This is a genomic window from Pseudomonas donghuensis, assembly GCF_000696345.2.
In the GTDB taxonomy this organism is placed as follows: Bacteria; Pseudomonadota; Gammaproteobacteria; order Pseudomonadales; family Pseudomonadaceae; genus Aquipseudomonas; species Aquipseudomonas donghuensis.
This window is the reverse complement of sequence record NZ_CP071706.1, coordinates 3,790,298-3,806,789: the sequence shown is the minus strand read 5'-3', so window position 1 is coordinate 3,806,789 and position 16,492 is coordinate 3,790,298. Positions and strand designations below refer to the sequence as shown.

General features: G+C 67.3%; 2 protein-coding genes. Both read left to right on the top strand.

Annotation, left to right across the window (positions count from 1 at the left end; translation table 11 throughout):
• Positions 1-7,866, top strand: a complete 7,866-nt coding sequence (locus BV82_RS17700; RefSeq protein WP_036996289.1) for a non-ribosomal peptide synthetase — start codon at positions 1-3, stop codon at positions 7,864-7,866.
• 14 nt (positions 7,867-7,880) lie between these two features.
• A complete protein-coding gene (locus BV82_RS17695; protein WP_051636796.1) occupies positions 7,881-16,442 on the top strand; it encodes a non-ribosomal peptide synthetase in 8,562 nt (2,853 codons plus the stop codon).
• Positions 16,443-16,492 lie beyond the last annotated feature (50 nt).

Sequence of the window (16,492 nt, the reverse complement as noted above, 5' to 3'; positions counted from 1 at the left end):
ATGGCTGGAATGGACAATACGCAGCTGGTGCAGCGCTTCATCAAGCTGCCTGCGCAGCAGCGCCGGCTGTTCCTGGAAAAACTCGCCGGCAAGGGCATGAGCCTGGCGCAACTGCCGATCCCGGTCAGCCGCCTTGAACACGGCGACCTGCCGCTGTCCTACGCCCAGCAGCGCCAGTGGTTCCTCTGGCAACTGGACCGGCACAGCAGTGCCTACCATATTCCGGCCGCCTTGCACCTGCACGGCGCGCTCGACAGCCAGGCCCTGCAGCGCAGCCTCACGGCCCTGGTCGCGCGTCACGAAAGCCTGCGCACCACCTTCGAGCAACAGGCCGAGCACGCCGTCCAGCGGGTACAGGCACACGCCGAACTGGCGCTGGAGCTGCACAGTGTTGAGGCGCCGGCCCAGGCCCCGGCGCGCCAGGCGCTGATCGATGCTTTTGTCGACAGCACCCTGCAACAGCCCTTTGACCTGCAGCACGGGCCGCTGCTGCGTGCGCGCTTGCTGCGCCTGGACGAGCAGGAGCATGTGCTGGTGCTGGCGCTGCACCACATCGTCGCCGATGGCTGGTCGATGCAGGTGCTGGTGCAAGAACTGGTGGCGCTGTACCTGGGCTTCAGCCAGGGCCAGCCGGCCTCGCTGCCGGCGCTGCCGATCCAGTACGCCGACTATGCGCTGTGGCAGCGTTGCTGGATGGAGGCCGGCGAGCGCGAGCGGCAACTGGCTTACTGGACCGCACACCTGGGTGATGAGCAGGCCTTGCTGGAGCTGCCCCACGACCGCCCGCGCCCGGCACAAAGCAGCTACCGTGGCGGGCGCTGGCAGATTGACCTGCCGCCTGAATTGCTCAGTGGCCTGCGGCGTACCTGCCAGCGTGAAGGGGTGACCCTGTTCATGCTGCTGCTGGCATCGTTCCAACTGCTGCTGCACCGCTACAGCGGCCAGCAGCAGATCCGCGTCGGGGTGCCGGTGGCCAACCGCAACCGCGCCGAAACCAAGGGCTTGATCGGCTTCTTCGTCAACACCCAGGTGCTCAAGGCCGAGGTGCACGGGCGCGAGACGCTGAGCGCGTTCATGCAACAGGTCAAACACACCGCGCTCGCCGCCCAGGCCTACCAGGACCTGCCGTACGAGCAACTGGTCGAAGCCCTGCAGCCGGAGCGCAGCTTGAGCTTCAATCCGTTGTTCCAGGTGATGTTCAACCACCAGGTCGACGCCGGGCAGGGCGCCAGTGCTGCCGGGCTTGCCGGCAGTTTGCGCATCGAGGCGCTGAACTGGGACAGCCATGCCTCGCCCTTTGACCTCAACCTCGACACCTTCGAGGAGGGGGAGCGTCTGTGGGCATCGCTGACCTACGCCCTGGACCTGTTCGATGCAACCACCATCGAACGCATGGCCGGCCATTGGCAGGTGCTGTTGCAGGCGTTCGCCGGTGATACCCGGCAGCGCCTGGAGGCCATTGCCCTGGACGCCGAGCCTGCCTGTGCGCAGGGCCTGGCAGAGCAGGCGCCGGGCGAACTGCTGTTGCCGATGTTGCGTGCCCAACTGCAACGCCAGCCCGACGCGCTGGCGTTGATCGTCGCCGGGCAGTCGTACAGCCACGGCGAACTTGAGGCGCGCAGCAACCGTCTGGCCTGGCAACTGCGCGAGGCCGGCATTGGCGTGCAAAGCCTGGTGGGCCTGGCGCTGGAGCGCAGCCTGGAGATGGTCGTGGCGCAACTGGCGGTGCTCAAGGCCGGTGCGGCCTATGTGCCGCTGGCCCCGGATTACCCGCGCGAGCGCCTGCAGTACATGATCGACGACAGCGGCATGCAGCTGTTGCTCAGCCACGCCGCACTCAGTGCTCGCCTGGGGCCGCTGTCGGCGCCACGTACGCTGCTGCTCGACGAGCAGGCCCTGGGCGTACCGGCCAGCGACCCGGGAGCGCCCGCGCTGGTGCTGCACCCGCACAGCCTGGCCTATGTGATCTACACCTCCGGTTCCACCGGTCAGCCCAAAGGTGTTGCCATTCGCCACGGCGGCTTGGCCAACCACATGCAGTGGATGATGCGCGCCTATCCGCTGCAGGCCGATGACCGGGTGCTGCAAAAGACTGCCTGCAGTTTCGATGCCTCGGTCTGGGAGTTCTGGCTGCCGCTGCTGTGCGGCGCGCCGTTGGTGCTGGCACCGGCCGAGCTCAACGAGGACCTGACCCAGCTGTGGCCACTGGTGGCCGAGCAGCGCATCAGCGTGTTGCAACTGGCACCCTCGCTGCTGCACGGGCTGCTCAGTTCGTTGCAGCCTGGGCAACTGGCGTCGCTGCGGCTGTTGTTCGTCGGCGGCGAGGCGCTCAAGGCCAGCCTGGTAAAACAGTTGGCGCAGCACTGGCAGGGCCGCGTGATCAACCTTTATGGCCCGACCGAATCGACCATCGATGCCAGCAGCCATGAGCTGACCTGGCAGGAGCCCGAGGACATCATCCGCATCGGCGCACCGATCAGCAACGTCAGTGCCCAGGTGCTGGACGCCAACCTGCTGCGCTGCCCACAGGGCGGCCTGGGTGAGCTGTACCTGGGAGGCGCCTCGCTGGCCAGCGGTTACCACCGCCGGCCCGGGCTGACCGCCGAGCGTTTCATCCCCGACCCTTACGGCGCCCCTGGCGCGCGCCTGTACCGCAGTGGCGACCTGGTGCGCCGCCGGGCGCAGGCTGAGCTGCATTATGTCGGGCGTATCGATCATCAGCTCAAGCTGCGCGGCCTGCGTATCGAGCTGGGTGAAATCGAGGCCTGCCTGCAGGCCCAGGCCGGTGTGCGCGAAGCGGTGGTGCTGGCCCAGGAGGGGCCGCGCGGGCCGCAACTGGTCGGCTACGTGGTGGCCGAGGAAGAGGTCCAGGTGCACGCCCTGCGCGAAGCGCTTGCCGTTCGCCTGCCGGCGCACATGGTGCCGAGCCACCTGCTGCGGTTGGCGCAACTGCCCCTGACGGTCAACGGCAAACTGGATCGCAAGGCATTACCGCTGCCTGAAAACGAGGTGGGCAGCACAACCTTCAGCGCGCCTCAGGGCGATCTTGAGCAAGCTATCGCGCAGATCTGGGCGCAGGTGCTCAAGCGTGAACAGATCGGGCGCCAGGACAATTTCTTCGAACTGGGCGGTGACTCGATCGTCTCCATCCAGGTGGTCAGCCGTGCGCGTCAGGCCGGTATTCATTTCAGCCCCAAAGACCTGTTCCAGTACCAGACCGTGCAAAGCCTGGCCACGGTGGCCAGCTTCACCGGCCACGCGTTGCAGGTCGAGCAGGGCCCGGCCAGCGGCGAGCTGGCGTTGTTGCCGATTCAACGGCAGTTCTTCGACAGCCCCGTGGCCGAGCGTCATCACTGGAACCAGTCGGTGTTGCTGGCGCCGCGTCAGGTGCTGGAGCCACAACGCCTTGAACAGGCATTGCAGGTGCTGGTGGCGCATCACGATGCGCTGCGCCAACGTTTCGTGCACGGCCCACAGGGCTGGCGTGCCGATCACTGCGCGGCAGTCGGTGAGGGCCTGGTGTGGCAGCGTCGCGCCGCCTCGGCAGAGCAATTGCTGAGCCTGTGCGAGCAGGCCCAGCGCAGCCTCGACCTGGGTGCCGGGCCTTTGCTCCGGGCCTTGTTGGTGGATCTGGACGAGGGTGGCCAGCGCCTGCTGCTGGTGGTCCATCACCTGGTGGTCGACGGTGTTTCCTGGCGAATTCTGTTCGAAGACCTGCAAGCCGTTTATGCCCAACTGGCCGCTGGCCAGGCCGCGCAACTGCCGCCGCGCACCAGTGCCGTGCAGGCCTGGGCCGGGCGCTTGCAGCAGTACGCCGGCAGTGCCGACAGTGCTGGCGCCGCGGCGTACTGGACGGGCCTGAGCGCTAGCGCCGGCGAGGACCTGCCCTGCGACAACCGCAACGCCAGCTTGAGCAAGGATCAGGCCTGCAGTGTGCGCAGCCGTCTCGACGCACCGCACACGCGTGCCTTGCTGCAACAGGCACCGGCTGCCTACCGCACGCAGATCAACGACCTGCTGTTGACTGCCCTGGCGCAGGTGATCTGCCAGTGGAGCGGCCAGGCTTCGACCTGGGTCCAGCTTGAGGGGCATGGCCGCGAGGCGCTGTTCGAGGACATCGACCTGACCCGTACGGTCGGTTGGTTCACCACGGCGTTCCCGGCCTGCCTGACCCCAGGCAACAACATCGGCGCCTCGATCAAGGCGATCAAGGAGCAGTTGCGGGCGATCCCCAACAAGGGCCTGGATTTTGGCGTGCTGCACGCCTACGGCAGTGCCGAGCAGCGCCAGGCGCTGGCCCGCCTGCCGACGCCGCGCATTACCTTCAACTACCTGGGCCAGTTTGACGCCAGCTTCGATGACCCGCATGCCTTGTTCGCCCCGGCCAGTGAAGCGTCCGGGGCCGAGCAGGGCGACCAGGCACCGCTGGGTAACTGGTTGAGCATCAACGGCCAGGTGTATGGCGGTGAGCTGACCCTGGACTGGACCTTCAGCCAGGCCATGTTCGCCCCGGCCACGGTACAGCGCCTGGCGGATGCCCTGAGCCAGCAACTGGTGCAACTGGTCGAGCATTGCCTGGCACCCGGCAACGGCGCGGTAACGCCGTCGGACTTCCCCCTGGCGGCACTCAGCCAGGCGCAGCTCGATCGCCTGCCATTGGCGCCAGGGCAGATGGCCGATATCTACCCGCTGTCGCCGATGCAGCAGGGCATGTTGTTCCACGCCCTGAATGCGCAAACCTGCGGTGACAACATCAATCAGCTGCGGGTGCAGGTCCAGGGCCTGGACGTCGAGCGTTTCCGTCACGCCTGGCAGGCCACGCTGGATGCCCATGACAGCCTGCGCAGCCAGTTTCACTGGCAAGGCGATTTCGCTGCGCCGGTGCAGGTGGTGGTGCGCGATGTGCCGCTGGCGTTTGCCAGCATCGACCTGCGCGGGGCACCGCACGGTGCCACGGCGCTGGACGACCTCGCGGCCCAGGAACGCAACGCCGGCTTTGCCCTCGACAGCGCGCCATTGCTGCGCCTGAGCCTGATCCGTCGCGACGAGCAGACGCATGAGATGATCTTCACCAGCCACCACATCCTGATGGACGGCTGGAGCAATGCACAGCTGCTGGCGGAGGTACTGCAGCGCTACGCCGGTGAAACAGTGGACGCGCCGATCGGCCGCTACCGCGACTACATCGGCTGGCTGCAGGGGCGCGACGGCGTTGCCTGCCAGGCGTTCTGGCGCCAGCAGTTGCAACACTTCGACGGCCCGACCCTGCTGAGCCAGGCCATCGCCCGCGAACCCGCTCAGGCCGCAGTGGGCAGCGCTCAGCACCAGCAGGCCCTGAGCATCGGGCAGACCCAGCGCCTGCACGCATTTGCCAGGGCGCAGAAGGTCACCCTCAATACCCTGGTGCAGGGCGCCTGGTCATTGCTGCTGCAGCATTACAGCGGCCAGGACAATGTCACCTTCGGCGCCACCGTGTCCGGGCGTCCGGCCGAGCTCAAGGGCATCGAGCGGCAGATCGGCCTGTTCATCAACAGCCTGCCGGTCATCGGCGGCGCGCGGGCGCAGCAATCGTTGCAGCACTGGCTGCAGGCCCTGCAGGCGCACAACCTCAACCTGCGCGAGCAGGAGCATACGCCGCTGTACGAGATCCAGCGCTGGGCCGGGCACAGCGGTCAGCCGCTGTTCGATACCTTGCTGGTGTTCGAGAACTACCCGGTGGCCCAGGCCCTGGAGCAGGGTGCGCCGGCCGGCTTGCGCTTTGGCGAGGTGATCGGCCATGAGCAGAACGGCTTCCCGCTGACCCTGCTGGTGGATGCCGGCGAGCAGCTGAGCGTGACGTTCAAATACACCTGCGCCGATTTCGATGCCTCGGCGGTGCAGCGCCTGGGGGCGCAACTGCACCAACTGCTGCTGCAACTGGGCGACTGCCAGGGGCATGAGGCGGTCGCCAGCCTCAGCCTGTTCAGCGCCGAGGCGCGCGCTCAGCAGGTTGCCCAGGGCGCGGGAGAGCTGGCCGACTATCCGCTGCAGTGCAGCATCCAGCAGTTGATCGAGGCCCAGGTACAGCGCACGCCCCAGGCACCGGCCCTGGTGTATGACGGGCAGAGCCTGAGCTACGCCCAGCTCAATGCCCGCGCCAACCGTCTGGCCTGGGCGTTGATCGGCCAAGGGGTTGGGCCGGATGTGCTGGTGGGGATTGCCGCCGAGCGTTCGCTGGAGATGGTCATTGGCCTGCTGGCGATCCTCAAGGCCGGCGGCGCCTATGTGCCACTGGACCCGGACTACCCGCGCGAGCGCCTGGCGCATATGTTCGCGGACAGCGGCATCGAACTGCTGCTGACCCAGTCCTGGTTGCTCGATGGCTTGCCGCCGACCCCGGGGCTGCGCACGCTGCTGCTCGACCAGGCGCACACGGTCGCCAGCCGCGAAGACGATCCGCAGGTGGCGGTGCAGGGCGAGCACCTGGCCTATGTGATCTACACCTCCGGCTCCACCGGCAAACCCAAGGGGGCGGGCAACCGCCACAGTGCCCTGGTCAATCGCCTGTGCTGGATGCAGCAAGCCTATGGCCTGGATGCCAGCGACGCGGTGCTGCAGAAAACCCCGTTCAGTTTCGACGTGTCGGTCTGGGAGTTCTTCTGGCCGCTGATGACCGGCGCGCGCCTGGTGGTTGCCGCGCCGGGCGATCACCGCGACCCGGACCGCCTGATCGAGTTGATCGAGCGTGAGGGCATCAGCACCTTACACTTCGTCCCGTCGATGCTCCAGGTGTTCCTCCAGGCGCCGCAGGTTGCCCGCTGCACCGGCTTGTCGCGGATCATCTGCAGTGGCGAGGCGCTGCCGGTCGAAGCCCAGCAGCAGGTGTTCGCCAAGCTGCCGGCGGCCGCTCTGTTCAACCTCTACGGGCCGACCGAAGCGGCCATCGACGTGACCCACTGGCAGTGTGTCGATGACGGCCGTACCAGCGTGCCGATCGGCCACGCCATCGCCAACCTGCGCACCTACATCCTCGATGGCAACCTTGAGCCGGTTGCCGAGGGTGTGCTGGGAGAGCTGTACCTGGCCGGTGCCGGCCTGGCGCGCGGTTACCACCGTCGCCCGGGGCTGACCGCCGAGCGCTTCCCGCTCGACCCGTTCGTGCCAGGCCAGCGCATGTACCGCACCGGTGACCTGGCACGCTTTGGCGCCGACGGCGCAATCGAGTATGCCGGGCGTATCGACCATCAGGTCAAGATCCGCGGGCTGCGCATCGAGCTGGGGGAAATCGAGGCGCGGCTGCTGGAACACCCGGCGATACGCGAAGCGGTGGTGGTCGCCCGCGAGGCGGTCGGCGGCACGCAACTGGTGGCCTACCTGGTTGCCGAAGGCCAGGCCAGTGCCGAGGCCATCGCCGGCTTGCGCGAGTTCCTGCGCCAGGTCCTGCCTGAACATATGCTGCCCAGCCACCTGGTGGCCTTGAGTGAAATGCCGCTGAGCCCCAACGGCAAGCTCGACCGCCGGCAATTGCCCGCGCCGCCAAGCCTGAGCGCTCAGGCGCTGCATCGGGCACCGCAGTCGGCGCTGCAGCAGCAGGTGGCGGCGACCTGGCAAGCGGTGCTGGGCACGGAGCAGGTAGGCCTGGACGACAACTTCTTCCAGTTGGGCGGCCATTCGTTGATGGCCACCCAGGTGGTGATGCGCCTGCGCGACCAACTGGCCCTGGAGGTGCCGCTCAAGCTGCTGTTCGAAGCCGAGCACCTGGAGGCCTTCTGTGCCCAGGTCCAGGCCTTGCAGGACGCGCTTTCGCCGCTACAGGACGAGTTGACTAAATCCCTGGAGGCTCTCAAACGTCTATCTGCCGAAGATCTTGAGAAACTGCTTTCCTGACAAGGGGTCGTGGCGTGCAAAAGTTAATAGAGTCTGTGGGGGCGCTTTCCTCGAAAGAGCGCAAAGCGCTGGCTGTCCTGCTGAAACAGAAAGGGATCAACCTGTTCGGGATCGCTCCTGTGTTCCAGCGTGCCGAGGACGAGCCGCTCCTGCTTTCCTATGCCCAGCAACGCCAGTGGTTTCTCTGGCAGCTGGAGCCGCACAGCCCGGCGTACAACATCCCGCTGGCGATCCGCTTGCAGGGTCGCCTGGACGTTGGTGCCCTGCAGCGCAGCCTGGATGCGCTGGTTGCCCGCCACGAAAGCCTGCGCACGCTGTTCATCGAAACGCCGGACGGGGTCAGGCAGCAGATACAGGCGCCGTCTGGCCTGGCGCTGGCGCGCCAGACCTTGCCCGGCGCAGTGGAGGCCGAGGCCGGGATTCAGGCGTTTCTGGCCGGGCAGGGCGCTCAGGGTTTCGACCTGGCCCGTGGGCCGTTGCTGCGGGCCGCCTTGTTGCAGGTCGAACACGAGCAGCACGTCCTCAGCCTGGTCCAGCACCACATCATCTCCGACGCCTGGTCGTTGCAACTGATGGTCCAAGAGCTGATGCAAACCTATGCCGCCTACAGCCAGGGCCGGGAGCCAAGCCTGCCGGCCTTGCCGGTGCAATATGCCGATTACGCGTTGTGGCAACGGCAGTGGATGGACAACGGCGAACGCGAGCGTCAGTTGGCCTACTGGAGCGAGCAATTGCAGGGGTCGCTTGAAGTCCTGCAGTTGCCGCTCGACCGCCCGCGCCAGGCCGAACGCAGCTATGCCGGCGCCAGCCTGGATGCCGCGCTGGACGCCGGCCTGGGCGAGCAGCTCAAGGCCCTTGCCGCGCGCCAAGGGGTGACGGTGTTCGTGCTGATGCTGGCGGCGTTCCAGGCCCTGCTGCAGCGCTTGAGCGGCCAGCAGGAGATCCGTGTCGGGGTGCCGATCGCCAACCGCGGGCGGCCTGAGACCGAGCGCCTGATTGGCTTCTTCGTCAACACCCAGGTGATGAAGGCACAGGTGTGCGGTGAGCAGCGCTTCAGCGAACTGCTTGCCCAGGTGCGCGAGGCGGCCCTGCAGGCCCAGACTTACCAGGACCTGCCCTTCGAGCAGTTGCTCGACGTGCTCAAGGCCGAACGCAGCCTGAGCCATTCGGCGTTGTTCCAGGTGATGTTCAATCATCAGCGCGAGGAGCCTGGCAGTGCCTCGCCAGCCCTGGCCGGCTTGCACATGACGCCACTGGTGCAACCGCTGACCACCAGCAAGTTCGACCTGACCCTCAATACCCTGGAGCATCCGGGCGGGATCGAGGCGACCTTTGTCTACGCCAGCGACCTGTTCGATGCCTGCAGCATCGAGGCCATTGCCGGGCAGTGGCGAGGGCTGTTGCAGGCCATCGTTGACGACGTCCAGGTGCGCATCGAGGACCTGCCGCTGCTGTCGGCCACTGAGGAGCAGCGCCTGGCCGCGCTTGGCCAGGGGCCGCAATGCAGGTTTGCCGCCAGCAGCGTGCTGGCGCTGTTCGAGCAGCAGTTGGCGGCCACGCCAGAGCGCCTGGCAACGGTGTGTGCGACGCAGCAATTGAGCTACGCCGAAGTCGATCAGCAGGCCGGGCGCCTGGCCGCCCACCTGCGCGCATTGGGCGTGGGCCGCGAATCGCGGGTGGCGATTGCCCTGGAGCGCAGTTCGGCACTGGTCGTGGCGATCCTGGCGGTGTTCAAGGCCGGGGCCAGCTACTTGCCGCTGGACCCGCAAGCCGCTCCTGATCGCCTGCGCACGCTGCTTGAGGACAGTGGCGCCCAGGTGCTGCTCTGCGATTCGGCGGTGCAGGCCGACATGCCGCGGGTAGCGGGTCAGGTGCTGGTCTGTGTCGACCGCCCCGGCGCTGAAGCGCTCGCCAGTGGCGAACGGCTGCACACGCTGCCGCTGGCCGAGAGCTGCGCCTATGTCATCTACACCTCCGGCTCCACCGGGCAGCCCAAAGGGGTGATGGTCAGCCATGGCGCCCTGGCCAACTATGTCCAGGGCCTGTTGCAACGCCTGCCGCTGGAGCAGGCGCAGAGCATGGCGATGGTCTCCACGGTCGCCGCCGACCTCGGCCACACCGTGTTGTTCGGCGCGCTGTGCTCGGGGCGGACTCTGCATCTGTTCGACCCGCACACGGCGATGGACGCCCAGGCCATGGCCGGGGCCATGCAGCGCCAGCAGGTCGATGTGCTGAAGATTGTGCCTTCGCACCTGGCGGCGTTGATGGCCTCGGCCCAGGCCGCCGAGGTGTTGCCGCGCCGCCTGCTGGTGCTCGGTGGCGAAGCCTGTCCGCCGGCGCTGCTCGCGCGCGTGCGGCAACTGGCGCCGCAGTGCCGGGTGTTCAACCACTATGGGCCGACCGAATCCACTGTCGGTGTGCTCGCCGGGCCGCTCGAGGCCGCGCCGGTCAGCCTCGGCCAGCCCTTGGCCAATACCCGCGTGCGGGTGCTCGACCCCAGCCTGCAGGTGGTGGCGGACGGCGGCACGGGCGAGCTGTACATCGGTGGCCAAGGCCTGGCGCGCGGCTACCTCGGGCAACCGGGGCTGACCGCCGAGCGCTTTGTCCCCGACCCCTTCAGCAGCAACGGCGAGCGCTTGTACCGCAGTGGCGATGGCGTGCGCCTGAGCGCCGGACAGTGGCACTATCAGGGACGCATCGACGATCAACTGAAAGTTCGCGGTTTTCGCGTCGAGCCCGGCGAGGTCGCTGCGTGCCTGCGCAGCCTGGATGGCGTGGAGCAGGCGGTGGTCGTCGGCCACGCCAGTGAGCGCGGCCAGCAACTGCTCGGTTACGTGGTCAGTCGTATCGGCAGCACGGCCGAGGTGGCGGCCGCCTTGCTGGGCGAACTGCGCGCACGCTTGCCGGACTACATGGTCCCGGCGCAGTTGATCCTGCTGCAGCAGCTGCCCCTGACCGCCAACGGCAAGCTCGACCGCAAGGCGCTACCGGCGCCCGCCCAGCAGGCGGCGAGCGATGCCTACAGTGCACCGCAAGGCGAGCTGGAACAGCAACTGGCGGCAATCTGGGAGGACGTGCTCAAGGTCCCGCGGGTTGGCCGACAGGACAATTTCTTCGAGCTGGGCGGCGACTCGATCATCTCCATCCAGGTGGTCAGCCGCGCGCGTGAAGCGGGTATCCGCTTTACCCCCAAGGACCTGTTCCAGCACCAGAGCGTGCAACGCCTGGCCAGGATTGCCAGTGCCGGTGCGGCCCAGGCGCCCAGTGCGAGCGGGCCGGTCGAGGGCCGCCTGACCCTGCTGCCGATCCAGCAGATGTTCTTCGAGAACGAGGTGGTCGACCGTCATCACTGGAACCAGTCGGTGCTGCTTGCCCCGCGCACGCCGTTGTCCGCGCCGGCCCTGGCGGCGGCCTTGCAGGCCTTGCTGAGGCAACACGATGCCTTGCGCCTGCGCTTTAGCCAGACACCTGACGGCTGGCTCGCCGAGCACCACCCCGGCGCGGGCGCTGACGAGCTGTTGTGGCAGCGCAACACCTGCCTTGAGCAGCTGCCGGCGATCTGCGAGCAGGCCCAGCGCAGCCTCGACCTGGCCCATGGGCCGTTGCTGCGGGCGGTGCTGTTGAGCCTCGAAGATGGCCAGCAGCGCTTGCTGCTGGTGGTGCACCACCTGGTGGTCGATGGCGTTTCCTGGCGCATCCTGCTGGAAGACCTGCAGAGCGCCTACGGGCAATTGGCCGCCGGCCAGGCTTTGAGCCTGCCGGGCAAAACCTGTTCGGCCCAACACTGGGCCGAACGCCTGCAGGCGCGCGCGGGCAGCGCCGCGTTGCAGGCCGAACTCGGCTATTGGCAGGCGCAGGCGGCGGTTCACGACCTGCCGGTGCGCGATGCCCGTTGCCCGTTGTTGCAACGTGATGCCCGGACCGTCTACAGCCGTCTGGACAACGCCGCCACCCAGCGTTTGTTGCAACAGGCGCCCGCCGCGTACCGCACGCGCATCAACGAGCTGCTGCTGACTGCCCTGGCCCGGGTGATCTGCCGCTGGAGCGGGCAGCCAAGTACCCAGGTGGTACTGGAAGGCCATGGCCGCGAAGAGCTGTTTGCCGATCTCGACCTGACCCGCAGTGTCGGCTGGTTCACCAGCAAGTACCCACTGGCGCTGACGCCGGCGCCTGGCCTGGCCGAGGCGATCAAGGCGATCAAGGAGCAGGTCCGGGCGGTGCCCGATAACGGCATCGGCTATGGCCTGCTGCGTTACCTGGGCGATAGCACGGCGCGCCAGGCGCTGGGCCAGCGGCCGTTGCCGCGCATCACCTTCAACTACCTGGGGCAGTTCGACAACAGCTTCGACGGCCAGAGCGACGATGCGCTGTTTACCGTGGCCCGTGAAGCCTCGGGCAGCGAGCGCGCCGAGCTGGCCGAGCTGGGCAACTGGCTGACCCTCAATGGCCAGGTGTACCAAGGGCGGCTGAGCATCGGCTGGATCTTCAGCCCGCAGATGTTCGACAGCCAGGTCGTCGAAGGCTTGGCCGCCGACTATGCCAGCGAACTGCAGGCGCTGATCGAGCACTGTTGCCATGAGGCCAGCGGCGGCCTGACCCCGGCGGACTTCCCCCTGGCCGGGCTGACCCAGGCCCAGCTCGACGGCCTGCCGGTGCCGGCGCGCGAGGTGGCCGATATCTACCCGTTGTCGCCGATGCAACAGGGCATGCTGTTCCACTCCCTGGAAGCCGACGAGGCCGGCTTGTACATCAACCAGACCAGCGTCGCGGTGCAGGGGCTTGAGCTTGAGCGCTTCGTTGCGGCCTGGGACCTGGCAGTGGCCAACCACGACGTGTTGCGTAGCGGGTTCTGGAACGCCAGCCACCTGGCCCAACCGCTGCAGGTGGTGAGCAAGCAGGCGCCGTCCGTGGTGCGTGTGCTCGACTGGCGTGGCCAGGCGGTAGCCAGCGACGCCATCGAGATGCTGGTGCACGCCGATTGCCGCGAGGGCTTCGACCTGCTGCGCGCGCCGCTGATGCGGGTCACCCTGGTGCGCCTTGACGATCAGCGTTGCCACCTGATCTGGACCCGTCACCACATTCTCATGGACGGCTGGAGCAGCTCACGCCTGCTCGCAGAGGTGTTCCAGGCCTACCATGGGCGCCCGGTGCAAGTGCAAGGGCGCTACGGCGACTACATTGCCTGGCTGCAGCAACAGGATGACCAACAAGCCCTGGAGCAGTTCTGGCGCCAGCAATTGCGCGACCTGGGCGAGGTCACCGAGCTTGCGGCCTGCACCTGGCCGCGCCCTGCGGCCCAGTTGCACGGCCACGATGCGCTCTACCTGGATTGGGATGCTGCCCGCACCCGCCAGTTGCGCAACGCCGCCCAGCAGTTGCGGGTCACCGCCAACACCCTGGTGCAGGCCGCCTGGTTGCTGCTGTTGCAGCGCTACACCGGCCAGCAGAGCGTCTGTTTCGGCGCGACGGTGGCCGGGCGCCCGGCCAGCCTGCCTCAGGCCGGCGAGATGCTCGGGCTGTTCATCAACACCTTGCCGATCCTGCAAAGCCTGCGGCCAGACCAGCGCGTCGGCGACTGGCTGGAGCAACTGCAGGCCTACAACCTGGACGTGCGTGACCACGAGCATGCATCGCTTGCCGACATCCAGCGCTGGGCCGGGCACAGTGGCCGCAGCCTGTTCGACAGCATCATCGTGTTCGAGAACTACCCGGTCGACGAGCGCCTGCGGGAGGTCGGCCAGGGCTCGTTGCAGTTTGGCGCCACCAGCGGTCGCGATGTCACCAACTACCCGATGGACCTGGCGGTCAATCTGGGCGAAACCCTGAGCATCGAGTTCCTCTACCTGCGCAACCGCTTCAGCGCCGACAGCGTGGTGCAGATCCGCGCCTGTTTCGAGACGCTGTTGCAAGCCTTGCTGGAGCAGCCGCAGGCGACCCTCGGCAGCCTGGCCATGCTCGATGCCGGCGGCCTGCAGGCGTTGGCCGCGGCCAACCCGGTGCTGCCAGCAGAGCCCCAGGCGCCGAGCCTGCTCGAGCGGGTCCAGGCCCATGCCGCAAGCCAGGGCGATGCGCCGGCGGTGGTCTGCGCCGGGCAGCAGTTGAGTTATGCCGAACTCGAAGCGCAGGCCAATGCCCTGGCGCACTGCCTGCGTGCCCAGGGCGTAGGGCCGGAAGTGCGCGTAGGGGTTGCGTTGAACCGTTCGGTGCAGATGATCGTGGCCCTGTACGCCGTGCACAAGACCGGCGCCGCCTACGTACCGCTGGATATCGACTACCCGCAGGAGCGCCTGCAATGGATCGTCGAAGACTCGGCCATGAAGGTACTGCTGACCCATAGCCGGGTGCTGGCGCGCCTGCCGCAGACCACTCAGGCGCAGGTGCTGAGCCTCGACACCCTGGCACTGGATCAGTACCCGCAAACAGCGCCGCCGGTGCACATTGAGGCAGAGCATCTGGCGTACCTGATCTACACCTCCGGGTCCACCGGCAAGCCCAAGGGCGTTGCCGTGGCGCGCGGGCCGCTGGCCATGCATTGCCAGGCGATCGGCGCGCTGTACCAGATGACCCCGGCAACCCGCGAACTGCTGTTCATGTCGTTCGCTTTCGACGGTGCCCAGGAGCGCTGGTGGTCGACGCTGTTGGCCGGCGGTTGCCTGGTGCTGCGTGACGACAGCCTGTGGACCGCCGAAGAAACCTGGGCGGTGCTGCATGAGCAAGGCATCAGCATTGCCTGCTTCCCGCCGGCCTACCTCAAACAGATCGCCGAGTATGGCCAGGGCCAGGACAACCCGCCGCCGGTGGACATCTACTGCTTTGGCGGCGATGCCGTCGCCGAGGCCAACTTCGACCTGGTCCAGCGCACCCTGCGCCCGCGGATGATCACCAACGGCTATGGCCCGACCGAAACCGTGGTCACCCCGATGCTTTGGCGCGCCGCCGCCGGGGCCCGCTGCGAAGCGGCCTATGCGCCGATCGGCGAGCGTGTCGGCAACCGCAGCCTGTATGTCCTCGATGCCCAGCTCAACCCCTTGCCCGACGGCGTCGCCGGCGAGTTGTACATCGGCGGCGAAGGCTTGGCGCGCGGCTATCACCAGCGCCCGGGGCTGACCGCCGAGCGCTTCATTGCCAGCCCGTTCGAGGCCGGCGGGCGCCTGTACCGCTCCGGTGACCTGGTACGCCGCCGCGCCGACGGGGTGATCGACTACCTGGGACGCCTGGATCATCAGGTGAAGATTCGCGGCTTTCGCATCGAGCTGGGTGAAATCGAAGCCCGTCTGCGCGCTCAGGCCGGGGTACGCGAGGCCGTGGTGGTGGCCCGCGACAGCGAGGCGGGCAAACGCCTGATCGCTTATGTGGTGGCCACGGCGCAGGGGCTGCAGGTCGAGCAGTTGCGCAGTGCCCTGCAGGGCGAACTGCCCGATTACATGGTGCCCGCGCAGATCCTTGAACTTCAGGCCATGCCGCTCAACCCCAGTGGCAAGCTCGATCGCCTGGCCTTGCCCGACCCGGACTTCAAGGGCAAGGCGTATGTCGCCCCGCGCAACGCCCTGGAACGCCTGCTGGCGGCTATCTGGGAGGAGGTGCTGGAGCTTGAACAGGTCGGTGCCACGGACAACTTCTTCGAGCTCGGCGGCGATTCGCTGCGCACCCTCAAGGTGTTGAGCAAGGTGCGCCAGCAAGCACCGGCCGGCTTTGAACTGAAGCTGCGCGACATGCTGGCCAAGCCAACCATCGCTCAGTTGTCGGGTTATGAGGAGCAGGCAGGCGAGCTTGACCCGGTGCTGGCGCTCAATGGCGCCACGCAGCCAGGCCCGGCGCTGTTCTGCCTGCACGCAGGCTTCGGCACGGTGTTCGACTACGAACCGTTGGCGCGGCGCCTGCAAGGGCAGTGCAGGGTGTATGGCCTGCAATGCCGAATGCTCCTGGACCGTGACTGGGAGGATGACTCGCTGGAGTCGATGGCCATCGATTACGCCCAGTACATTCGCCAGAAACAGGCACAAGGTCCGTACCGTCTGTTGGGCTGGTCGCTGGGTGGCACCCTGGCGGTGCTGGTCGCCGCAGAGCTGGAAAAACAAGGGCAGACGGTGAGCTTCCTGGGCCTGGTCGACAGTTTTATCCCACGGCGCGATCCGTTGGCGCACGCGGATGACTGGCGTGACGACCTGCCGGCGTTTCTGGCCCAGACCGCCAATCTGCGGGTCGAACCTGGCCAACTGCCGAGTGACGAGCCTGACCTGGCGCAGCTCAGCGCCTTGTTGGCCGCGCTGCAGCCGGCTACGCCGGCCCAGGCCAGCCGCTTCGAAGCCGATGAACTGGCCCGTGCCTTCCAGGTGGGCTTGCGCCTGAAGGCCCTGTCCCGGCACGTGCAACCATTGCCGCGCAGCGCCTGTGCGGCACAGGTGTGGTGGCGCGCTGAACTGCCGGTTGAGCTGCTCGAGGCCTATGAAGCGAGCCTGCACGTGCAGGCCGCAGGGCAGCGTATCGACGCCGGTCACTACGACATCCTGGCCAACAGCGAGCTGCTTGCCCAGCTGCAGCGGCACGTGTTGCGGGCTGAAACGCTGGTCGATTGAACCCGGGGCGGGGCCGTCCGGCCCCGCCTTTTTTCCTAATATTCTGTCTG